This is a genomic window from Bradyrhizobium sp. USDA 4541, from assembly GCF_024171085.1.
Taxonomy (GTDB): Bacteria; Pseudomonadota; Alphaproteobacteria; order Rhizobiales; family Xanthobacteraceae; genus Bradyrhizobium; species Bradyrhizobium australafricanum.
Genome location: NZ_JALJZF010000001.1, coordinates 4,916,836 through 4,938,293 on the forward strand (window position 1 = coordinate 4,916,836; position 21,458 = coordinate 4,938,293).

Annotated in this window: 21 protein-coding genes; 11 read left to right on the forward strand and 10 right to left on the reverse strand. The window is 64.7% G+C overall.

Features of this window, described 5'->3' with window-relative positions; genetic code table 11:
* The first annotated feature begins 236 nt into the window (after window positions 1–236).
* The gene (locus J2R80_RS23100; RefSeq protein WP_253623724.1) at window positions 237–1,436 is read left to right on the forward strand and encodes a TrmJ/YjtD family RNA methyltransferase; all 1,200 of its coding nucleotides are present in this window, start codon (window positions 237–239) and stop codon (window positions 1,434–1,436) included.
* A 246-nt stretch (window positions 1,437–1,682) separates the two neighbouring features.
* Here the strand turns inward: J2R80_RS23100 and J2R80_RS23105 are convergent, their stop codons facing one another.
* The 3 genes from J2R80_RS23105 to J2R80_RS23115 all read right to left on the reverse strand — a co-directional run bounded on the left by J2R80_RS23105 (window position 1,683) and on the right by J2R80_RS23115 (window position 3,823).
* The gene (locus J2R80_RS23105; RefSeq protein WP_141340027.1) at window positions 1,683–2,528 is read right to left on the reverse strand and encodes a class I SAM-dependent methyltransferase; all 846 of its coding nucleotides are present in this window, start codon (window positions 2,526–2,528) and stop codon (window positions 1,683–1,685) included.
* A gap of 188 nt (window positions 2,529–2,716) precedes the next feature.
* Window positions 2,717–2,953, reverse strand: coding sequence for a hypothetical protein (locus J2R80_RS23110; protein WP_143270934.1), 237 nt, complete (start codon window positions 2,951–2,953; stop codon window positions 2,717–2,719).
* A 177-nt stretch (window positions 2,954–3,130) separates the two neighbouring features.
* Window positions 3,131–3,823, reverse strand: coding sequence for a glutathione S-transferase C-terminal domain-containing protein (locus J2R80_RS23115; RefSeq protein WP_076828417.1), 693 nt, complete (start codon window positions 3,821–3,823; stop codon window positions 3,131–3,133).
* A gap of 190 nt (window positions 3,824–4,013) precedes the next feature.
* Between J2R80_RS23115 and J2R80_RS23120 the strand changes: the two genes are divergently transcribed.
* Window positions 4,014–4,457: a DUF4440 domain-containing protein gene (locus J2R80_RS23120; protein ID WP_076828419.1), complete on the forward strand. Its 444-nt coding sequence runs from the start codon at window positions 4,014–4,016 to the stop codon at window positions 4,455–4,457.
* 99 nt (window positions 4,458–4,556) lie between these two features.
* On the opposite strand, the gene J2R80_RS23125 is transcribed toward J2R80_RS23120, so the two are convergent.
* Window positions 4,557–5,795, reverse strand: coding sequence for an ABC transporter substrate-binding protein (locus J2R80_RS23125; RefSeq protein WP_141340025.1), 1,239 nt, complete (start codon window positions 5,793–5,795; stop codon window positions 4,557–4,559).
* Between the two features lie 244 nt (window positions 5,796–6,039).
* On the opposite strand from J2R80_RS23125, the gene J2R80_RS23130 reads away from it, so the two are divergent.
* Window positions 6,040–6,768: an SDR family oxidoreductase gene (locus tag J2R80_RS23130; RefSeq protein ID WP_253639468.1), complete on the forward strand. Its 729-nt coding sequence runs from the start codon at window positions 6,040–6,042 to the stop codon at window positions 6,766–6,768.
* A gap of 16 nt (window positions 6,769–6,784) precedes the next feature.
* Here J2R80_RS23130 and J2R80_RS23135 read toward each other — a convergent pair whose 3' ends face one another.
* Together J2R80_RS23135 and J2R80_RS23140 are read right to left on the reverse strand one after the other, a co-directional pair.
* Window positions 6,785–8,002, reverse strand: a complete 1,218-nt coding sequence (locus J2R80_RS23135; RefSeq protein WP_253623726.1) for a GGDEF domain-containing protein — start codon at window positions 8,000–8,002, stop codon at window positions 6,785–6,787.
* A 298-nt stretch (window positions 8,003–8,300) separates the two neighbouring features.
* On the reverse strand, window positions 8,301–8,966 hold the full coding sequence (locus tag J2R80_RS23140) for a TetR/AcrR family transcriptional regulator (RefSeq protein ID WP_141340023.1): 666 nt from the start codon (window positions 8,964–8,966) through the stop codon (window positions 8,301–8,303).
* A gap of 267 nt (window positions 8,967–9,233) precedes the next feature.
* On the opposite strand from J2R80_RS23140, the gene J2R80_RS23145 reads away from it, so the two are divergent.
* The 7 genes from J2R80_RS23145 (at window position 9,234) to cynS (ending at window position 16,076) form a co-directional block, all read left to right on the forward strand.
* Entirely contained in the window at window positions 9,234–9,776 is a 543-nt protein-coding gene (locus J2R80_RS23145; RefSeq protein WP_038385944.1) for an OsmC family protein, read from the forward strand.
* A gap of 36 nt (window positions 9,777–9,812) precedes the next feature.
* Window positions 9,813–10,964 carry an acyl-CoA dehydrogenase family protein gene (locus J2R80_RS23150; protein ID WP_200844579.1) on the forward strand — a complete coding sequence of 384 codons (1,152 nt, stop codon included), beginning with the start codon at window positions 9,813–9,815 and terminating at the stop codon, window positions 10,962–10,964.
* A 125-nt stretch (window positions 10,965–11,089) separates the two neighbouring features.
* Window positions 11,090–11,968: a sulfurtransferase gene (locus J2R80_RS23155; RefSeq protein WP_141340021.1), complete on the forward strand. Its 879-nt coding sequence runs from the start codon at window positions 11,090–11,092 to the stop codon at window positions 11,966–11,968.
* A 106-nt stretch (window positions 11,969–12,074) separates the two neighbouring features.
* Window positions 12,075–13,466, forward strand: a complete 1,392-nt coding sequence (locus tag J2R80_RS23160) for a CmpA/NrtA family ABC transporter substrate-binding protein (protein WP_141340020.1) — start codon at window positions 12,075–12,077, stop codon at window positions 13,464–13,466.
* Window positions 13,467–13,623: 157 nt separating this feature from the next.
* The gene (gene ntrB / locus J2R80_RS23165; protein ID WP_253639469.1) at window positions 13,624–14,463 is read left to right on the forward strand and encodes a nitrate ABC transporter permease; all 840 of its coding nucleotides are present in this window, start codon (window positions 13,624–13,626) and stop codon (window positions 14,461–14,463) included.
* A gap of 193 nt (window positions 14,464–14,656) precedes the next feature.
* Window positions 14,657–15,568, forward strand: coding sequence for an ABC transporter ATP-binding protein (locus tag J2R80_RS23170; RefSeq protein ID WP_141340018.1), 912 nt, complete (start codon window positions 14,657–14,659; stop codon window positions 15,566–15,568).
* A 19-nt stretch (window positions 15,569–15,587) separates the two neighbouring features.
* Window positions 15,588–16,076, forward strand: coding sequence for a cyanase (cynS, locus tag J2R80_RS23175; protein ID WP_076828434.1), 489 nt, complete (start codon window positions 15,588–15,590; stop codon window positions 16,074–16,076).
* A gap of 67 nt (window positions 16,077–16,143) precedes the next feature.
* On the opposite strand, the gene purB is transcribed toward cynS, so the two are convergent.
* The 3 genes from purB to J2R80_RS23190 all read right to left on the reverse strand — a co-directional run bounded on the left by purB (window position 16,144) and on the right by J2R80_RS23190 (window position 19,764).
* Window positions 16,144–17,574, reverse strand: a complete 1,431-nt coding sequence (gene purB, locus J2R80_RS23180) for an adenylosuccinate lyase (RefSeq protein WP_076828436.1) — start codon at window positions 17,572–17,574, stop codon at window positions 16,144–16,146.
* Between the two features lie 281 nt (window positions 17,575–17,855).
* A complete protein-coding gene (locus J2R80_RS23185) occupies window positions 17,856–18,620 on the reverse strand; it encodes a hypothetical protein (protein ID WP_253639470.1) in 765 nt (254 codons plus the stop codon).
* Between the two features lie 316 nt (window positions 18,621–18,936).
* Window positions 18,937–19,764, reverse strand: a complete 828-nt coding sequence (locus tag J2R80_RS23190; RefSeq protein ID WP_076828440.1) for an oxaloacetate decarboxylase — start codon at window positions 19,762–19,764, stop codon at window positions 18,937–18,939.
* A 112-nt stretch (window positions 19,765–19,876) separates the two neighbouring features.
* Here J2R80_RS23190 and J2R80_RS23195 point away from each other — a divergent pair, with 112 nt between their 5' ends.
* Window positions 19,877–20,821 (forward strand): LysR family transcriptional regulator, encoded by a 945-nt coding sequence (locus J2R80_RS23195; protein WP_076828442.1) that lies wholly within the window; start codon window positions 19,877–19,879, stop codon window positions 20,819–20,821.
* Between the two features lie 29 nt (window positions 20,822–20,850).
* Here the strand turns inward: J2R80_RS23195 and J2R80_RS23200 are convergent, their stop codons facing one another.
* Complete coding sequence (locus tag J2R80_RS23200; protein ID WP_076828443.1) at window positions 20,851–21,174, reverse strand: DUF1476 domain-containing protein; 324 nt, start codon at window positions 21,172–21,174, stop codon at window positions 20,851–20,853.
* Between the last annotated feature and the right edge of the window lie 284 nt (window positions 21,175–21,458).

Consider the following 21,458-nt stretch of genomic DNA (forward strand, 5'->3'; position numbering starts at 1 on the left):
TGTGGTTGATAGCCTATCCGAAGGCCAAGCGCGCACAAGCGGCGGGCCTCGTTCTGTGCGATCGGGATTCCGATTCAGGATTCGCAATCGCCGCTAACCCTGTTATCTGCTTGGAGAAATTGGTCCCGCACAAAACCGGTGCAAAGCTGGTTGCGGGGACCAGTATGAGACTTTGAATCAGCCGCTTCGGAAGCTGATTCAAAATCTTCAGATGTTGAATCAGAAAGTGAAGTGAGATGTCCGGCACCGACAAGACCAAGGCAGGGCACGACCTTGCCGGTCCCGTCGTCATCCTGGTCGAGCCGCAGCTTGGCGAGAACATCGGCATGGCCGCGCGCGCGATGGGCAACTTCGCGCTGTCGAGGATGCGCATCGTCAACCCGCGCGACGGCTGGCCGAACATTGCCGCCCAGCGCGCGGCCGCAGGCGCCGACCACATCATCGGTTCCGTCGAGCTGTTCGACACCGTCGAGCAGGCGATCGCCGATCTCACGCTGGTGTTTGCGACCACCGCCCGGGCCCACGACCAGGCCAAGCCGGTGGTCGGGCCGGAGGGCGCGGCGGGTGAGATCGTCGGCCATGTCGCATCCGGCGGCGGCGCCGGCATCCTGTTCGGGCGCGAGCGCGCCGGCCTGACCAATGAGGAGGTCGCGCTCGCCAACCGCATCATCACCTTCCCGGTCAATCCGGGCTTCGCCTCGCTCAATCTGGCGCAGGCGGTGCTGTTGATGGGCTACGAGTGGTTCAAGCTCTCGACCGCGGGTGCGCTGCCGTTCGCGATGCCCGAGCGGTCCGAGCCGGCCTCCCAGCACCAGATGCAGGCGTTCTTCGACAACCTCGTCGCCGAGCTCGATAAGGTCGAGTTCCTGCGGCCGGCGGAGAAGCGCGACACCATGCTGGTGAACCTGCGCAACATCTTCACCCGGATGGATCCGACCAAGCAGGACATGCACACGCTGCACGGCGTGGTGATGGCGATCGCCGAGGGCCGCAAGGGCCCGGCCAAGGGCGGGGTGCTCGACGGCGCCCAGGCGACGCGCTTGCGGGCGCTGCTCGCCGAGCAGGGGCAGGGCGGCGCGACCGCTGACAGTAGCAGCACGGTGCGCGGCCTCGCCCGGCTGCTTCGCCGCAACCCGACCGACGCCGAACGGATCCTGTGGCAGGCGCTGACGCGGGACCGCCGCTTCGCCGGCCAGTTCAAGCGCCAGACCCCGGTCGGCCGCCACATCCCCGACTTTGTCTCCTTCGTGCACCGGCTTGCGATCGAGCTGGTCAACCCGAACGAGAGCGAGGCCATCGGGGCCGACCGCGCCAAGCGCAGAGCCTGGCTCGAAGCGCGCGACTATCGGGTGGTCGACATGCGGGTGGCCGATGTCGAGCGCGACCTCGACGCCGAGCTCGCCCGGCTGGAGGCGGGGCTGCGGCAGGAGCGGTAGCTTACGCAATTGCTCTGTCCGCGGAGCAAGATCGGGATTCGAGTAAGCATCTCTTTCCACACGTCGTCCTGGCGAAAGCCAAGACCCATAACCACCGCATTGGATTGTGAAAGGGATCGAGGCCGCAGCGTCGCGCAACAATTGAGATTTGGGGTAATGGGTCCTGGCTTTCGCCAGGACGACACCGTGTTGGTGCGCCGCAGATGGCACGATTTCTGCCGTCACAATCCCGAAGGCAGCATCTCGCTAGGCTCGTGCCGACACGAGCCACAGACCCACATGCAGGTCGCGCCCATCCGCTCCGAGGCTTGCGGCGAGCGCGTTGCGTACCGCTTCCATGGCGCGATGACGTTGATCGTCCGTGGCATTCTCGAGCAGCGCAGGCAGCGGGCCGGCCTGCGTGATGAAGGCCATGCTTTGCGTGATGTCGCCGCCATGGATCGGCACGTCGGTGGCCTTGAGCGCAATCTCGTGAAACCCGGCCTCGGTCAGGATGCCGCGAACGCGATCCTCGCGCGCGAACGAAAACATCCCGGGCGCCAATGGATCGAGCGGCGGCTGTGGCGGCACGTGCGGTCGGGCCGCCTCGATGGGTACGCGAAACCACGGCGACTCCGGCATGGTGCGAAAACAGACGAACACCAGCCGCCCGCCCGCTTTCATGCCGCTACGGATGTTGGTGAAGGCCCTGACCGGGTCATCGAAGAACATCAGGCCAAAACGCGAATACACCAGATCCGCCCAGCGCGGTTCGAAGCCGTAGATCGTTGCGTCGGCCAGCGCACAGGTCACGTTGCCAAATCCCGCCTCGGCGACACGATGCTTGGCCAGATCCAGCATCGGGACCGAGATATCGACACCCAGCACAGCACCCGACGGACCAACAGCCTTGGCGAACGCCAACACTGTGTCACCGGTGCCGCATCCGATATCGATGACACGCTCACCCGGCTTTGCCGCCGCGGCACCCAGGCTGACGTTGGTGACCGACGTGAAGACTTCGCTGATCACGGCTTGCTGCGAAACCCATGAGTGCCCCATGGTGCTGTTCCAGAACTCTGCTCCTCGGGGGTTTGGCGTGGGCGTCTGCATTTGATCAATCTCCTGGTGCTGAAAATGGAGTGTCGTCTGAAACAAACTGCACAAAATTCCGGATCGAACGCGAAGCTGAAATCTCCGTACCGGGCATTAGCGAATTGCAGCCGACGTGCTTTGCATCTCGGCTCTAGGCCATCAGGACGTCTTCGCGCGATCCGCATCCGATCGATGCTGGACGGCGCTCAGGTGGTGGATTCATTGCCGCCGCCCCTCGGCTTGGAAATCGGAGGGATGCAGCTACCGAAGCGTGAATCGAGCGGATCGTAGCGCGACCTCATTCTCGCAAAAATATAGAGCGCCGCCAGTGCGAAGGCGCCGAGCAACAGCAGGCCCCATGCAGGTGGCGGACCTGCAACCAAAAGCACTGCTGCTCCAACGAGGACTAACGCGATAATGCCCGAAGACAGTTTTGAAGCCATGACCGGCTCCGCAGTTAGCGCAGTGACGGGATACTATCCCTGAAATCGATCCATTTGTGAGAGGCCAACTGCGACACGCCAGCGCAGATATTTCCACCTGGGGGGACTGAGCGACGGCCTGTTCGCTCACGGCCGCGAACGTCACTATTGCGAGTTAGAGGTTGAGTTGGCCCGGGCTCACTTGCTCACTGCCGCGTGGATGGCGCGGCAATGTTGTACCAGGGCATCGTGCGAGACCACGAATTGCTTCAACGGCGTCTCGATGTCGTAGAAGTAGATGTTGGCCACGAAGCCATAGATGCCGGCATCGACGGTCGTCGGTTTGTCGCCATGCACATAGCCACGGCTCGGGATCAGGCTCGCCAGTGCAGCGAGATCGGCGAGCCCGCGGGCCATCGCGGCGTCGGGCTCGAAGCGGCCGATGCCCTGGTAATAATAGCGCTGCGCGTTGAACTCCTTGGCCTTCATCAAGCCGTCGTCGGTGAGGGCTGGATGCTCGCGCTTGAGCGCGTCGCGGAATTGGGGCCAATTGCGCGCGTCCTGCCAGCGCGAATAGGACATCACCCAGTAGAGATCGTCGAGCGTCCGCGTGACGAGGAGGTTGGTCGTGCGCTGCGCCGGCGTCAGCGCGGTATCCAGCGTCACGTCATATTTTCCGGTGACATAGGCGAGGATGGTCTCGCTGTCGCCGACAGTGTCGTCGCCGTCGACGACATAGGGCAATTGCTTGCGCGGTGCCTTCGATGCATCGAAAATATGTTCGTGCCGGAACGGTACGCCGGCGAGCTTCAGAAAAGCGAATACCTTCAGACCATAGCCATTGTTGTCGGCAACGCCGAACAACGGCGGATAGGAATAGAGCGTGAGCATGATGGCTCGCCACGTTCGAGGTCGCTACACGCTACCTCAGAATCCGTCGGCTGGATACGTCGGGCAGGCAGGCCCGCCTGTTGCGCCGCAACGCCTGAAACGATTGCCTACAATCCGTAGTTGATGTCTTATTGTCGTCCTCGTCCCGGGTCGGGCGATTTTTACGGACATTTTTCAGGGAGGAATTGCGATGCTGCGGACGTACTTCTCATGCCTGTTCGTGACTGCCTTTTCGCTGTCTGCAATGGCCGCCGACGGTGATCCAAAGCAGAAGGCCGAAGCGATTGCTTCCGAATATGCGGCGAGTTTCAACAAGCAGGATGGTGCGGGAATTGCCGCGCTGTTCGCGGCCGGTGGCATCCACGTCAATCCCGCGGGGCCGCGCTCCGACATTGCGGAGTTTTATCAAGGCGCCTTCAAGGCCGGGTTCGACCATGAGGAAATAACGGTGGACCAGGCATGGCCATTGGGCTCGGACATGGCGCTCGCCATCGGCGGGTATCGTCTCTCGGGCAAGAACCAAAGCGGGGCGCCTATCGAGACAGGGGGCATCTGGACAGCAACTTACGTGACCGAGGGAGGCAAGCTCAAAATTCGCTTGCTGTCGGCGATGCCCAAGCCGCCGCCGAAGTAGCAGGGGCATCCGGACGGACGATACCGCCGCGCGCTTCGGCGCGCGGCTTCGATGAAGTCTACCGGCGCAGTTCGCGCCAGCGGTGCACGCCCGGGACGATCACGCCTTCGAGATCCCGCCGTCGATCACCGGTCCCATCGGCTCGTAGCGCTCGCCGCTGAAACGCACCAGTTGCAGCTGCTCGAGCGGATAATAGTCTGATGGCGAGGTGTTGATCCGGATGCCGGGCAGCAGCATGTCGGATTCGAAATCCTTCAGGTTGGCCGCCTGCTTGATGATGCTTTCGGACGAGACGTCGTCGCCGCACTGCTTGAGCACCTGGACCAGGATCTGGCTGGTGAGATAGCCGGTGACCGCGTAGATGTCGTTCTTGGCGGCGGCCGGATCATATTTGTCGAGGAACGCGCGCCATTTCTGGATGGCGGGATCGCTGTCCCAGGCGGCGTCGACGGGATCCTTCAGGTAGGCGCTCGAAATGATCCCCTTGGAGACGTCGAAGCCCGCGGCTTTCAGCGTCGAGCCGGCGGAGGAGGCGTTGTTGCCGATGTAGTGCGCCGGTTGCCAGCCGAGCTCGGCGATCTTCTTGATGCCTTGGGCGGCGAATTTCGGCGTGGTCATGCTCATGAAGACGTTGGCGCCGGCGGATTTGCAGCGGACCACCTGGCTGTCGATGGTCGGGTCGGCGGTCTCATAGGACAGCTCCGCGACGATTGCGGACGTCCTGGCGCCAAGTCCGTCCTTGAAGCCCTTCAGCACGTCGCGGCCGAAATCGTCGTTCTGGTAGACGATGCCGATTTTGGGATCGTTCTGTGTCGACAGCACATGCTGCGCGAAGGCGCGGCCCTCGATCTGGTAGCAGGGCTGGAAACCCATGGTGTAGGGGAAATTCTTGTAGTCGCCGAACTTGGTCGCGCCCGAGGCAATGAAGAGGTGCGGGACCTTCTTCTGGTTCATGTACTTCATGATCGCCGCGTTGGTCGGCGCGCCGAGCGGCGCAAACAGCACGTCGATCTCGTCGCCTTCGACCAGCTTGCGCGCCTGCTCGACAGTCTTGGCCGGGCTGTAGGCATCGTCATAGGTGATATACTTGATCATGCGGCCATTGATGCCGCCTTGCTCGTTGATCATCTTGAAATAGCCGCCGGGGGTGCGGCCGATCGACGAATAGACCGCGGCCGGTCCCGAATAGGCGTCGATGTTGCCGATGACGATCTCGGTCTTGCCCTCCGTCTTGCCTCTGGCGATCGCGGGCCTGCCGAGCAGCAGCGCGGCTGACGTGGCCGCGGCGCCCTTGATGAGATGACGGCGCGATAGCCGGGGCGAACGGTTCCTTGTCATTGCAGTCCTCCGCTTCTTCTTGTTGGCCGTTTTGGCATTATTGGCCGTTTGGCAGCCTCTGACGGGCATGTCGGCGCGCAGCATTCCACAGCGGTGCTTTGGGACTTGTGTGCAGTCGCTACCATCTGAAATTTTCGCGCGATGTCAGCCGCGGAGGCCGCGTTCCCCATCCTCGGTTACCGACATGCCGCGCCGGATTGCTATACTGCGGCGGATGTCTTGGTGATCTCAGCAGGGTGGACCGATGGCGAAAGTGTTGGAAGGCAAGGTGGCGGCCGTGACCGGGGCGGCGTCGGGGATTGGACTGGCGAGCAGCGCGGCGATGCTGGCCGCGGGGGCGCGCGTGGTGATGGTCGACCGCGATGCCGTCGCGCTGCAAGCGCTCGCCCGCAACCACGGCGATGCGGTGGTCCCGCTGGTGATCGACCTGCTCGATCCCGGGGAGTGTGCGAGCTTGCTGCCCAAGGTGCTCGAGAAGACCGGCCGGCTCGACATCCTGCACGCCAATGCCGGCATCTATGTCGGCGGCGACCTCGTCGATGCCGACACCGCGGCGATCGACCGGATGCTGAACCTGAACGTCAACGTCGTGATGAAGAACGTGCGCGACGTGCTGCCGCACATGATCGCGCGCGGGACCGGCGACATCATCGTCACAAGCTCGCTCGCCGCGCATTTCCCGACGCCGTGGGAGCCGGTCTATGCGTCGTCGAAATGGGCGGTCAACTGCTTCGTGCAGACGGTGCGGCGCCAGGTGTTCAAGCACGGCATCCGCGTCGGCTCGATCTCGCCCGGGCCCGTGATCAGCGCGCTGCTGGCGGACTGGCCGCCCGAGAAGCTTGCGGAGGCCAAGGCGGCCGGAAGCCTGCTGGAGGCCAGCGAAGTCGCCGAGGTCGTGATGTTCATGCTGACCCGGCCGCGCGGCATGACCATCCGCGACGTCGTGATGCTGCCGACGAATTTCGACCTGTAACGGCGAGCGCCGCGCCTCAGGCGGCGCTGCGATCGGTGGCGGGCGCCGGGCTGTGCTGCGTGAGGCGGCGCAGTGCGGCGACATTGGTCGCGACGGAAGCCATCCGGCACCGCGCCTTGCCTTCGGATTTCGCCTCGTACAGCGCGGCGTCGGCGGACGCCAGCAGCTGTTCGGCCTCGGTGCCGTGCTCAGGCGACACCGCGATGCCGACGCTGACGCCGACCTCGGCCGAGATGCCGCCCGCGAGCTGATAGGGCATCGTGACGGTCTGGATGATGCGCTGGCCGGCCGTGAGCGCCTGTTCCGCCGTGACGCCGCTGACCAGCACCACGAACTCGTCGCCGCCGAGCCGTGCGATTACCGCGGTTTCGGGCAGCGCGCGCCGCAGCCGCTCCGCGGTCAGCATCAGCACCTGGTCGCCGGCGGCGTGGCCATAGGTGTCGTTGACCGGCTTGAAATTGTCGAGGTCGAAGAACAGCAGCGCAAAGGGCCTGCCATTCCCGGCGGGAGCCGCCAGCTTCGTGTTCAGCGCCGCGACGAAGCCGGCGCGATTGCGCAGGCCGGTCAGGGTGTCGTGATGGGCAAGATGGCCGTTCTCGCGCTCGGCGCGCATGGTGGCGATCAGCATCTTGTCGAGACGGAAGGCCGCCACCGTCATCGCCGTGAGATACAGCGGCACCTGCATGACGACGATGAAGAGCAGCGGCTCGCCGGCAAGGGCCGCGCCCGGAACAATCGGGCCGAGGCTGAGCAGGATCATGGTGCCGGCAAGGCGCGGGGCGCTGAAATTGCGGAAGCAGATGCCGCCGACCATCGCTGCCGCCGATAGCGAAGCCAGCAGCGCAACCACCCAATCGCCGCTTGCGAGGCTGATCAGGATGCCGAAGCCGACGCTGGCGCTCCAGGCGACTGCAAGCAAGAGATGCAGATCGGTCGGGGTCGGCCGCTGCTCGCGCGCGGCGCGATGCGCAACCACGAGCACGGCGAGGCGCGAGAGGCAGATGACGAGTTCGAGGACGACCCAGGTGATGAACAGCGCGGTCGGCTCGCGGATCGCAATCACGGCTGCGACTGCGACCGTATTGACCGCGCCAGCCGCAAACACCGGCAGCGAGCCGTAGAGATCCCCGATCAGCGCCGCGCGGATGTCCTCAGGTACGCCTGGTCCGGCGTCGGCGAGCCAGCGCATCACGCCCCAGCGCGGCTGGCTGTATCGTCCTTTTTCGGACTGCATTGTTCTTGCCTCGTACTTTCACCGCGCAACTGACCCGGCCGGACCTAACAGGCGTTTAAGGCCGGCGCCGATCGCGCGGCGTGATTGACGGCAGGTAAACCCGGCGGGCGATCGCGCCGCAGAAATACCGACGCCGGAGGTCGCGACGATCGGTTCGGCCGGCGGCGAGAAGGATGAAGTCTGCGCCAATGCCGGCCTTGCCAGGGTGGCGGACGCGCTGAAACAGCGCGGACGCCGCGTCGGCAGACAATCACATGTGAAAAGGGCAGAACTGCTGCGGATTGCGGCGGCCGTTGCGTTACACGGCGAGGAGCTGTTGTTCGGCCGCGCCGCCGGCGCGCTTCGGCTTCTTCGCCTTGGCCGGCGCGAACAGATTGCTGGCGGCAAGGCCCGCGGTGTCGGCGACAGCCGGATCGCACGACACCATGGCGGCGACGATGGCGCCGTCGATCAAGAGCGCGAGCTGGTGCGCAAGCACGGCCGGCTCGGCCGCGCCCATCTCGCCGGCGAGCTTCTCGATATGCGCCAGCACCACCTTCTTGTGCTTCAGCGCGATGTTGCGGAACTGCTTGGCGTCCTTGTCGTGCTCGGCGACCGCGTTGATGAAGGGGCAGCCGTAGAAGCGCTCCTCGGCGAACCAGGTCTTCAGGGCAGGGAAGATCCGCGACAGCTTGGTCTGCGGATCGCCGCCGCCGGCCTCGATCGCGCCGATGAACCATTCGCGCCACTGGCGGCCTTCGCTCTCCAGCACCGCATGCACGAGGTTGGTCTTCGAGCCGAACAGCTTGTAGAGCGTCGTCTTCGCGGTTCCGGCCTCGTCGATGATCGCATCGATGCCGGTGGCGTTGATGCCGTTCTTGCAGAACAAATGGGTTGCGGCGTTCAGCAGGCGCCCGCGCGCCGATTCATCGTCGCCGGCGGTGAACGCTGCGGCAGATTTTTTCTTCGCAAGCGATTTGGCCATGCGCGGCAGTAAATCGGAGCGCGCCGAAATCATCAAGCCGCATCTTCACGGGGGCGGGCATGTGCGCCGTCCTGCGCTCAAAATAATCGCGGCGGCGCCGCAGATGCACCGCGTTTGAGCAGCCGCGCCCTGATCAATCCGCAGGCAGCCCCGCTTAAGCGCCTGCGGGATTTCGGCTTTTGTTTTGGGGCAGGACTGGCACGCTTCGTGCAGGAAACAGACCGTTCGGTATCCTGACCAATTCCATCGCTCCCAGGGAGAAAACTGATGACCGCTGTCGCCCAGAAAACCGCACTGACCGGCTGCCTCGCGCCGATCGACAGAGGCGGGCTCGAGCAGCTGATTGCCAACGGCAAGGCCAACCCGAAGGTGATCAAGACCTTGAAGTGCAAGACGGTGGCCGAGGGCAAGTTCCGCCACGCCAACTACATCCGCAACCTCGCGCCCTACATCGTCGACGAGCCGCCGGGCCTGCTCGGCGACGACACCGCGCCCAATCCCTCCGAGGCCTCGCTCGCCGCGCTTGGCTCCTGCCTCGCTGTCGGCCTGCACGCCAACGCCGTGCATCGCGGCTGGATCGTCAACAAGCTCGAGCTCGAGCTCGAGGGCGATCTCAACATCACCGCGGTGTGGGGCACCGGCGACGTCAGCGAGAAGCCGGTCGGCTTCACCGACGTCCGCGTCAAGGTCGACATGGAGTGCGAGGGGGTCTCGCAGGCCGAGATCGACGCGCTGGTGGCGCATGTGAAGAAGTGGTCGCCGGTCGCCAACACCTTCACCCGTCCCGTCAATCTCGAGGTCAGCGCGTAAACGCCCGACCGGCAATTCAAGGTGCGGAGATCATCCATGGGTTCACTGGCTTTGTCGCGGGTCGCAGCTCAAGATCCCGCACCGACCATTGCGGACGAGGTTGCCCGCCTTGCCCGTCAGGAGCTGGCGCCGATCGCAGCCGCGGTCGATGCCGGCTCGGTCTATCCCGGCGAATTCCTGCGCCGGCTCGGCAAGGTCGGCGCCTGGAGCAGCCATGTGCCGCAGGAGGGGCCTGCCGACCTGCGCTGGGCCATCCAGTCGATGGCCGCGCTCGGCGAGGTCTGCGGCGCCACCGCCTTCATGGCGTGGTGCCAGAACACGCTGGTCTGGTACGTCGCCAATTCCACCAACATGAAGCTCGCCGCGCGCTTCGGTGACTGCTTTGCCCGCGGGCGCGCGCTCGGCGGCACCGGGCTCTCCAACCCGATGAAGAGCTTCTTCGGCATCGAGCGGCTGAAGCTGAAGGGCCGCAAGGTCGATGGCGGCTACATCGTCCGCGGTGCGCTGCCCTGGGTGTCGAACCTCGGGCCCGGCCATTACTTCGGCACGATCTTCGAGCGCGAGGACGAGGGCACCAAGGGCGAGCCGGGCGGCATCGCAAGCGGCGAGCTGGGCAGCACCGTGATGTTCCTCGCCGACTGCTCCGATCCCGCGATCACGCTGACGCCCTGCAAGCCGTTCCTGGCGATGGACGGCACCGGCACCTATGGCGTCCAGTTTCGCGACGTGTTCGTGCCGGACGAACTGATCCTGGCCGAGCCGGCTGCGCCGTTCGTCAAGAAAATCCGCGCCGGCTTCATCCTGTTGCAGGCCGGCATGGGCCTTGGGCTGATGAAGGATTGCATCAACATCATGGACGAGGTCCATGCGCCGCTCGGACACGTCAACCGCTATCTGCCGCAACAGCCGCTGCAATTCCGCGAGCTCCATGCCGAGTTCGAGAAGGAGGCGATGGCGCTGGCAAGCGACCCCTACAATGCCGATGACAGCTACTGGCGCCGCGTCGTCGCACTGCGACTGCGGATCGGCGATGCCAGCGTCGCGTTCGCGCATGCCGCGATGCTCCATTGCGGCGCGCGCGGCTACCTGATGAGCCACCGCGCCCAGCGCCGGCTGCGCGAGGCCTATTTCGTCGCCATCGTCACGCCCGCAACCAAGCAGCTGCGCAAGATGCTGGCGGACGGCTGAAGCATGATCCGGAAAAGTGGAAACCGGCTTTCCCTCGCGACAAACGCGGAACGCGTTTGCGCGGAGATCATGCTCAAACAAGTTCGGGACCACCACAACTGCAACCACAGACAGGAGAGGCTGCCATGACGGACGTTCTGATCACCGCCGGCGAACTTGCCGAGCTCGTCAAGAAAGACCCGTGTGTCATCATCGACACGCGAAATCCGGATGCCTATGCGGCCGGCCATTTGCCCGGTGCCGTCAATGTGCATGACATCTTCACCTTCCTCGCGACTTCGACGCCGGAGGGTATCCACGAGCTCAAGACAAAATTCGCCGACGCGTTCGGCGCCGCCGGTCTCTCCGGCAAGGAGACCGCGGTGATCTACGAGCAGTCGATGAATTCCGGCTTCGGTCAGTCCTGCCGCGGCTACTACCTGCTGACGATGCTGGGCTATCCCAGGATCAAGGTGCTGCATGGCGGCTTCGATGCCTGGAAAGCGGCCGACCTGGCGGTGACCACCGACGTTGCGGTGCCGGCGAAGGCCGCCTTTGCGATCGTACCGGAGGCCGGCGATATCATGATCGACGCCAAGGCGATGCTGGCGGCGGTCGGCAAGCCCGGCGTTGCGATCCTCGACGTGCGCGACGTCGACGAGTGGATCGGCGAAAGCTCCTCGCCCTATGGCAAGGATTTCTGCCCGCGCAAGGGCCGCATTCCCGGCGCGGTGTGGCTGGAATGGTACCGCATGATGAAGCCGACCGCCGAGGGCCCGCGCTTCAAGTCGAAGGACGAGATCCTGGCGGAATGCGCCACCGTCGGCATCTCGCAGACCACGCCGGTCTATCTCTACTGCTTCAAGGGCGCGCGCGCCTCGAACACCTTCCTGGCGCTGAAGAACGCCGGCGTGAAGGACGTGCGGATGTACTTCGGCTCCTGGAACGAGTGGTCGCGCGACCCGTCGCTGCCGATCGATGAGGGCTTGCCGACCGCGGCCGTCGTCACCGGCAAGGCGGCATAGAACCTGCATGTTTGTTGGTGTCCGGCGGCGCAAAACGCGGCCGGACGCCGATCAATGAACCGGATCGCGGAGTTCTCCGCGTTTCGGTGCGACAATGGGGCGCAGCATGCCGACGTCAGATGATCCCTTCGATACCGACCGCGTGCGCACGCGATCGGGTTGCGCCTGCGGCTGGCATCGCTCAGCCGCCGAGCATGAGCAGGCCGCGCGCACGCTGCGCTGCGAGCCGGTCGCCGATCTCAGCGAACAGAAGCGTTACGAAGGCATCGTCGCGTCGGCGGTGATGCGGGCGGTGTTTCCGCAGAATGTCGCGCGCCGCGCTTTCCTGAAATCGGTGGGCGCCGCGACGGCGCTCGCCGCGCTGTCACAGTTCTTCCCGCTGAAGACGGCGACAGAGGCGTTCGCCGACGCCGGACCGCCGGAGAAGAAGGACCTCAAGGTCGGCTTCATCCCGATCACCTGCGCGACCCCGATCATCATGGCGGCGCCGCTCGGCTTCTATGCCAAGCAGGGCCTCAACGTCGAGGTGGTGAAGACCGCCGGCTGGGCGGTCATTCGCGACAAGACCATCAACAAGGAATACGACGCCGCCCACATGCTGGCGCCGATGCCGATCGCGATCTCGCTCGGCCTTGGCGCCAACGCCATCCCGTTCACGGTCCCTGCGATCGAGAACATCAACGGGCAGGGCATCACGCTGGCCATGAAGCACAAGGACAGGCGCGATCCGAAGGACTGGAAGGGCATGAAGTTCGCCATTCCGTTCGACTACTCCATGCACAATTATCTGCTGCGCTATTACCTCGCCGAGCACGGGCTCGACCCGGATACCGACGTGCAGCTTCGCTCGGTGCCGCCGCCGGAGATGGTCGCCAATCTGCGCGCCGACAACATCGACGGTTTCCTCGCGCCCGACAATATCTGCCAGCGCGCGATCTATGACGGGGTCGGCTTCCTGCACATCCTCTCCAAGGAGATCTGGGACGGCCATCCCTGCTGCAGCTTTGCCGCCAGCCGCGAGTTCATCACGACAGCGCCGAATTCCTTCGCGGCGCTGACCCGCGCGATCGTGGATGCCACCGGCTACGCGGCGAAGGCCGAGAACCGCAAGCAGATCGCGGAAGCGATTGCGCCGGCCAACTACATCAACGCGCCGGTGACGGTGCTGGAGCAGGTGCTGACCGGCACCTATGCCGACGGGCTCGGTGGCGTGAAGACCGATCCGAAGCGCGTCGATTTCGATCCGTTCCCCTGGCAGTCCTTTGCGGTGTGGATGCTGACGCAGATGAAGCGCTGGGGCCAGATCAAGGGCGACGTCGACTACAAGGCGGTCGCCGAGCAGGTCTATCTCGCCACCGATACCAAGAAGGTGATGGCCGAGATGGGCCTCGCGCCACCCGCCACCTCGTACAAGTCGTTCTCGGTGATGGGCAAGAGCTTCGATCCGGCCAAGCCCGACGATTATCTCGCGAGCTTCAAGATCAGGAAATCGTCGTGACGGGCGAGGCTTTCTCCACGGTGTCGTCCCTGCGAAAGCAGGGACCCATACGCCGTGCTCTCTCGGTTAGGCGCGCGGGGAGACACTCAGCGCAACAATTGGGGCCGGTGGTTATGGGTCCCTGCTTTCGCAGGGACGACGCGGGGAGGGAGTGCGCGTGACCTTCTCCCTTCGCCTTCGCGCCGCCATCGTCTCGATCGCGCTGCTTGCCGCCTTCCTCGGCGCCTGGCACCTCGCCACCCGCAGCAGCGGCACGACGGCGGCCATGAGCCCCGAATACGCCAGGCTGATGGGGCTGACCGCGACGCAGGGCAAGTCGGCGATGCCCGGACCGCTCGATGTCGGCGCCAAGCTGTGGGAGCATCTGAAGCGGCCGTTCTACGACAATGGCCCGAACGACAAGGGGCTCGGCATCCAGCTCGCCTATTCGATCGGGCGCGTCGGGCTCGGCTATCTGATCGCGGTCGTCGTCGCGATCCCGCTCGGCTTCATGATCGGCATGTCGCCGCTGATCAGCAGGGCGCTTGATCCGTTCATCCAGGTGCTGAAGCCGATCTCGCCGCTGGCCTGGATGCCGCTCGCGCTCTACACGATCAAGGATTCCTCGATCTCGGCGATCTTTGTCATTTTCATCTGCTCGGTGTGGCCGATGCTGCTCAACACCGCGTTTGGGGTCGCGGGTGTGCGCAAGGAGTGGATCAACGTCGCGCGCACGCTCGAGGTCGGCACCATCAGGCGCGCCTTCACCGTGATCCTGCCGGCGGCGGCGCCGACGATCCTGACGGGCATGCGGATCTCGATCGGGATCGCCTGGCTCGTGATCGTCGCCGCCGAGATGCTCGTCGGCGGTACCGGCATCGGCTATTTCGTCTGGAACGAGTGGAATAACCTGTCGATCACCAATGTGATCATCGCAATCCTCTTGATCGGCCTCGTCGGCATGCTGCTCGACCAGGTGCTGGCGCGGTTCACGCGCATGGTGACGTTTCCGGAGTAGCGATGACCGACAGCCGCATTGCGGCCCCTTCACCTCGCCCCGCCTGCGGGGAGAGGTCGATTGCGAAGCGATCGGGTGAGGGGGAGTTTCCGCGAGTCTATCTGCCGCCGTGCTCGCGGAGGAAGCCCCTCCCAACCCTCTCCCGGCGAAGAGCGGGGCGAGGGAGCGCAGTCCATTCGTGGAGCTACCGCGGATGACCGACAAGTTCATTTCGATCGAGGGCATTGCGCGGCGCTATCCCGGCGCCGGCGGCGGCGTCACCACGGTGTTCGAGAATTTCTGGCTGTCGATGGCGCGCGGCGAGTTCGGCTGCGTGATCGGCCATTCCGGCTGCGGCAAGACCACGGTGCTGAACATCCTCGCCGGCCTCGACGAGCCGAGCGAGGGCACGGTGATCGTCGACGGGCAGGGGATCGAGGGCACCAGCCTCGACCGCGCTGTGATCTTCCAAAGCCATGCGCTGCTGCCGTGGCGCACCGTGTCGGGCAATGTCGCCTATGCTGTCAGCTCGAAATGGCGCAAATGGGACCGTGCGCGGGTGAAGGCGCATGCGCAGAAGTTCATCGATCTCGTCGGGCTCACCGGCTCCGAGCACAAGCATCCGTCCGAGCTCTCCGGCGGCATGAAACAGCGCGTCGGCATCGCGCGGGCGCTGTCGATCACCCCGAAGATCATGCTGATGGACGAGCCGTTCTCGGCGCTGGATGCGTTGACCCGCGGCACGCTGCAGGACGAGGTGCGGCGGATCTGCCTGGAGACCGGGCAGACCACCTTCATGATCACCCATGATGTCGATGAGGCGATCTTCCTCGCCGACAGGATATTCCTGATGACCAACGGTCCCGGCGCCGTGCTGGCCGAGATCGTCGAGAACCCGCTGCCGAAGGAGCGCGGCCGTATCGATCTGCACCGCCATCCCTATTACTATGCGCTGCGCAACCATATCGTCGATTTCCTGGTCAGCCGCAGCAAGAGCTTTGCCGCCGAGGTGACCGGTCACGATCCGCGCCACGTGCCGACGGTGCGGCCCGGCGTCGGCGAGCCCGTGATCGTCTCGCCGCCACGCGCCATCGAACTCAATCCCGCGCAGAGCGCTGCGCGCTGAAGCCCAAGGAGGAAACCTGATGAAACGCGAAGACCTCACCGAGAAGCTGCTCGACATCAAGCGCGAGAAGGGCTGGAGCTGGAAATACATCTGCGAGAAGATCGGCGGCTATTCCGATGTGCTGATCACGGGCGCGATCCTCGGCCAGATGAAATTGACAAAGCCGCAGGCGGCGAATGCCGGCGAATTGTTCGGGCTGTCGAAGGCCGAGATCGCGATGCTCAACGAGGTGCCGACGCGCGGCACCGGCACGCCGATGCCGCCGACCGATCCGCTGATCTACCGCTTCTACGAGATGGTGATGGTCAACGGCCCAGCCTGGAAGGCGCTGATCGAAGAAGAATTCGGCGACGGCATCATGTCGGCGATCGACTTCGACATGGCGCTGGAGCGCGTCGCCAATCCGAAGGGCGACCGCGTCAAGATCACCATGAGCGGCAAGTTCCTGCCGTACAAATATTACGGCGCCAGCGGCAACGTGCCTGAATACGGCTTCAAGGAAGAGTAAGGCGAGGGGGCGAATGGCGAGTAGCGAATGGATTCCTGCCCATTCGCTACTCGCACCTCACCAATCGCTACAGGATCGTGCCCGGGTTGTAGCGAGCCGCCTCAGGCTTGGCCTTGGCCAAAGCCTCGACCTGCTCGGCGAAGAAATCGACCTGGGCGCCGGCGTCGCCGGAGTTGGCGCGACCCTGGTCGAGCACGTGCTGCAGTTCGGCTGCGCTCAAGCCAAGACGCTTGTCGGCGGCGAGGCGCTGCAGCAGATCGTTCTGCACGATCTTGCCGGTGCGCAGGTCGCCGATGGCCGCGACGGCATGCTCCTTGATCGCCTCGTGGGCGCCTTCACGGCCCGCACCCTTCTTGACCGCTTCCATCATCACCGTGGTGGTCAGCAGGAAAGGCAGATAACGGTTGAGCTCGGTCTCGACGACGGCTTCGAACACCTCCATCTGGTCAAGCACCGTGAGCAAAGTTTCGAGCAGGCCATCCATGGCGAGGAAGGCATCGGGCAGCATGACGCGGCGGACGACCGAGCAGGAGACGTCGCCTTCGTTCCACTGATCGCCGGCAAGGCCTGCGGCCATCGCGAGATAGCCCTTCAGGATCACATGCAGGCCGTTGATGCGCTCGCAGGAGCGGCTGTTCATCTTGTGCGGCATCGCGGAGGAGCCGACCTGGCCCTTGGCAAAACCTTCGCTGGCGAGTTCGTGGCCTGCCATCAGGCGGATGGTCTTGGCGAAATTGCCGGGCCCGCTGGCGAGCTCGGTGAGCACGCTGACCGCACGGAAGTCGAGGCTGCGCGGATAGACCTGGCCGACGGCATCGAGGGCCTTCGGCAGGCCGAGGTGAACGAGGACGCGCTGCTCGAGCGCGCGCGCCTTGCCGGCATCTCCGTTGAACAGGGTGATCTGATCGAGACGGGTGCCGACCGCGCCCTTCAGGCCGCGGGCGGGATAGGTCTGCAGCACATTGACCAGGCTCTGATGCGCCAGCAGCATCTCCTCGCCGGACATGGCGATGCGCTTGCCGAGCGTCGTGACCTGCGCGGCCACGTTATGGGTGCGCGCGGTGAACGGGATGTCGCGCAATTGCTTCGCGCGCGTGGCAAAGCGGATGAGTGCGGCGATGCTCTTGGTCTCGATGAGCTGCAGCGCGCGGTAGACCTGCAATTGCTCGACGTTCTCGGTGAGGTCGCGGCTGGTCATGCCCTTGTGCAGGTGCTCGTGACCAGCGAGCTCGCAGAACTCCTCGATGCGCGCCTTGACGTCGTGGCGGGTGACGCGCTCCCGCTTCATGATGGAGGCCAGGTTGATCTGGTCCTTGACGCGCTCGTAGCTTTCGATCACGCCATCCGGCACCGCGATGCCGAGATCGCGCTGGGCCTTCAGCACGGCGATCCAGTAGTCGCGTTCGAGGCGGACCTTGCCTTCGCCACTCCAGATGGCGCGCATGGCGGGCGAGGCGTAACGTTCGGCGAGGACGTTGGAAATGTGATCTTGGGACATCCCGCTCTCTTGGCATTGCCTGAGACTGGCTGCAAGCCGCGACCTGCGATGAATCGTCAGGTCTGGTAACGCTCGGCCGGGCTTGCGGTGCTGGCGCCAGCATACCAGATTCAGGAAGGCGCCGCCTCGGGCAATCCGGGGCGGCGCAGGCATGCTTCGCCCCGCGTCAGAGCGAGAAGGTCACTGCGGCGGGTCCGCAGCTCAGGCCGGCCGTGTTCGGCACGGCCGTGTCGCTGGTCCAGTTGTCCTCGCCGTCGGTCGTCTTGTACAGGAACTGGCCGTTAGGCCCCTGGTGCGGGACGTACAATGTGTCGTTGAACACGACCGGCGCGGCATTGCCGAAATTGCCCGGCGTGTCGGGGACCTGGCGGTCGGCTCCCCAGCTGCCAATGCCGTCGAACCGCTTGAAGAAGAAGAGACCCGTGGGGTCGTTGAAGAACAGGTAGATCCAGTCCTTGTAGGAAGCTGCGCCCGGACCGTTCCGTGCCGGCAACCGGATTGCTTCGCCAGGTGCTGCGGTCGAAGGTCGCGTACCAGAAGCGGTTCATGTTGCCGGGTTCGCTATAGCCGGGCCCGCGGCCGAACACGTAGAGCGTGTCGCCGCGCACGACCGCGGCCGGGGTGTCGACGTTCTGGTAGGCGACGGAGATGAGATGGTTGGTTCCGGATGTGTTGATCTCGGGTCCGAAGCTGGTGCCGTCGTAGGTCTTGTACATCAGGTCGGACTGGCCGGGATTCGAGTACAGCAGATAGATCAGGCCGTCATACACGGCGGCCGCCACGCCGCCGCCGACGCCGGCCATGTTGGGCACCTGGGCTGCCGCCGTCCACAGCTCGCCGTCATAGACCCTGTAATAGAGGGACTGGTTGATCGGATAGAACACATACAGGTTGGTGTTGAAGACGACGGCTGCCGGCGTGTTGCTGATCCAGGTGTTCCCTGGCATCGGGACATCGCCGCTCCAGGCCTCGCCGTTGAAGACGTTCGTAAAAAATTGCGGACTGTTTCCAACGCCCTTGTGCAGGGAAAACAACCAGCTCTTCATTTTGGAAATCCCCCACGGCGACGAGACGCCGCCTCTGATCATCGGTGTAGATTGGATCGATGTGCGCAGGATCGATTGGAATGAACTGATCGTACGCCTGCGCCCGTCGTGTTCTACGTCCGATTCACCGATGGTTGTGTGAAGCTGTTCACTCACCCTGGAGGAGGAGACCATATATGTCGTGCGCAGACTGAGAATCGCGGCCGCTCAAGGCACGCCGCGACGTGAGTGGCGACTTGTCGGAAGACGGATTTCGAGGAGATGAGAGAAGCGCGAATAGCGAATGGATGCTTTCCGATTAGCTATTCGCTGCGCCCTATTCGCCTTTCGCTGCGGCGAATGCCGCGCGGACCTCCTTCACCGGCGCCATGTCGCGGACGAAGCCGAATGCGCCGTTGTCCTTCATCTCGCGGGCACAGCGCAGGAACGCAGCCAGCGCGTGGCGCTGCATCGCGCCGCCGACGCTGATGCGCTTGACGCCGGCGGCGGCGAGTTGCTCGACGGTCAGGGTCGGATCGGCAAAGCCCATCACGAGGTTGAACGGCTTGTTGATCGATGACACCACGGTCTTGATGGTGGCGAGATCGTAGAGGCCCGGCGAATACAGCACGTCGGCGCCGGCGGCCTCGAACGCCTGTAGCCGCTTGATGGTGTCGTCGAGGTCCTTGCGGCCGTGCAGGAAGTTTTCCGCCCGCGCCGTCAGCGTGAACGGGAACGGCAGCGCCCGTGCGGCCTCGACCGCGGCCTGGACCCGCTCGACCGCCAGCGAGAAGTCATAGATCGGGCGCTGCGGGTCGCCGGTCGAGTCCTCGATCGAGCCGCCGACCGCGCCGGCCTCGGCGGCGAAGCGGATCGCCTCGGCCGCGAGCTTCGGCATGTCGGCGCCGCATTTTTCCAGATCGGCATTGACGGGCAGGTCGGTGGCCTCGGCGATCACCCGGCAATTCTCGATGATCTCATCGAGGCTGACCGTCGAACGGCCGAGCGTATTGGCGAGCCCGAGGCTGGTGGTTGCGAGCGCCTCGAAGCCCATGGATGCGAGCAGCTTCGCCGTTCCGGCGTCCCACGGATTTGGAATGATGAAGGTGCCGGGCCGCTGATGCAGCTCGCGAAACCGTGCTGCCTTGTCCGCCTGGGTGCGCATGTGAACTCCTGCTGTTGTCAAAAGCGACTGAAAGCAGCGATAGGGCGGTATCGCCCATCAGACAAATTTGTTATTTCTCTCGATATCATCAGCTTTTTGCATGGGGAGGGCGATGGACAGCGACGCGCTCAACACGTTCCTGGTGGTGCATCGGCGCGGCGGGATCTCGCATGCCGCCAAGGCGCTGCACCGCTCGCAGCCGGCGATTTCGCGGCGCATAGGGCTGCTCGAGCAGGAGCTCGGGGTGCCCCTGTTCGAGCGGATCGCGGGCAAGACGCGGCTGAGCGATGCCGGGCGGGTGATGGTGCCCTATGCCGAACGGGCGGTGGCGGCGGCGCAGGATGCCGAGAACGCGGTGCGCGCGCTGCTGCGCGGCAATTCCGGCCCGGTGGCGCTGGCGGTGACCGGTACCCTCGCCGGCGAGCGGCTCTCGAACGTATTGAAGCGCTTTGCCCGCCGGCACCCGGACGTTGCGCTGACGCTGCGCACCGCGACCAGCGCCGAGGTCAGCGACCTGATCCGGCGCGGCGAGGCGACGATCGGGTTGCGTTACGACCGCGACCGCTCGCGCGACCTCGATTGCGAGGTGCTGTTTGCCGAGCCGCTCGGGGTGGTCTGCGCGCCGGACCATCCGCTGGCGGGACGCCGGGTCGGCAAGCTTGCCGATCTCAGGGATGAGCGCTGGATCGCCTTCCCGGAGGTGCCGGGACGCCGCGAAATCACCGCCTCGCACGTCTTCGCCCTGTTCCTGACGCACGGGCTCGGCGAGGTCGCCTGGACGCCGGTCGACAGCCTGACGGCGCAGAAGCGCCTGGTCGAGGCCGGGCTCGGGATCGCGCTGCTGTCACAAAGCAATGCGGCGGAGGAATTGGGTAGCTCGAGGATCGCGACGATCCGCGTCGGCGATCTCGCCGCAAGCCACGAGGTCGTCGCCGTGACACGGCACGGCGGCTTCCTCAGCGCCGCCTCACGCCGTCTGCTCGACATCCTCCGTGCCGACTTCACCAAGACGAGGGGCACAAACACGTCGCGCCGGAACGGTGTCCGGCGCGCGTAAAGGTCGACTTGGTAGGATGTCCGGGGAACTCAGCTTCCCGCCTTGACCTGCGCCGCGGCCATCGCCAGCAGCTCGTCCATCTTGGCGCGGATATCGCGCTCGGTGGCGGGTTGCCCCTTGGCCGTGAGGTCCTTCAGAACCTTGTGCAGCACGTCATTGTCGCCGGCTTCCTCGAAGTCGGCGGCGACCACTTCCTTGGCATAGGCGCTGGCGGCATCGCCCGTGATGCCGAGCTTCTCGGCCGCCCACAGGCCGAGCAGCTTGTTCCGGCGGGCTTCAGCCTTGAACTTCTGCTCCTCGTCGAGGGCGAACTTCTTCTCGAAACCTTCCTCGCGCTTGTTGAATTCGCTCATGGCTGAAGTTCCAATTCCCTTGCTGAATGAGGGCCGCCGCGCGTTGCGGCAACCCCGATGCCTGCCTAGATAGGTGGGAGGAATCGGCAAGACAACGAGCCGTTAAGCCGCAGGCAAAACTGGCGGAATCGGCCCTTTATGATAGGGCGGTATAAGTGCCCTCAAGGGGGCACTATCGATTGTGCTGGATGGGCCAATCGGATAGGTTGCCAACAGGCATGGTTCTTGTTCTGTTTCCAGTTGGATTGCCCAGGTTCCAGGCCTCCGCGGCAGCTCCGTCGTGG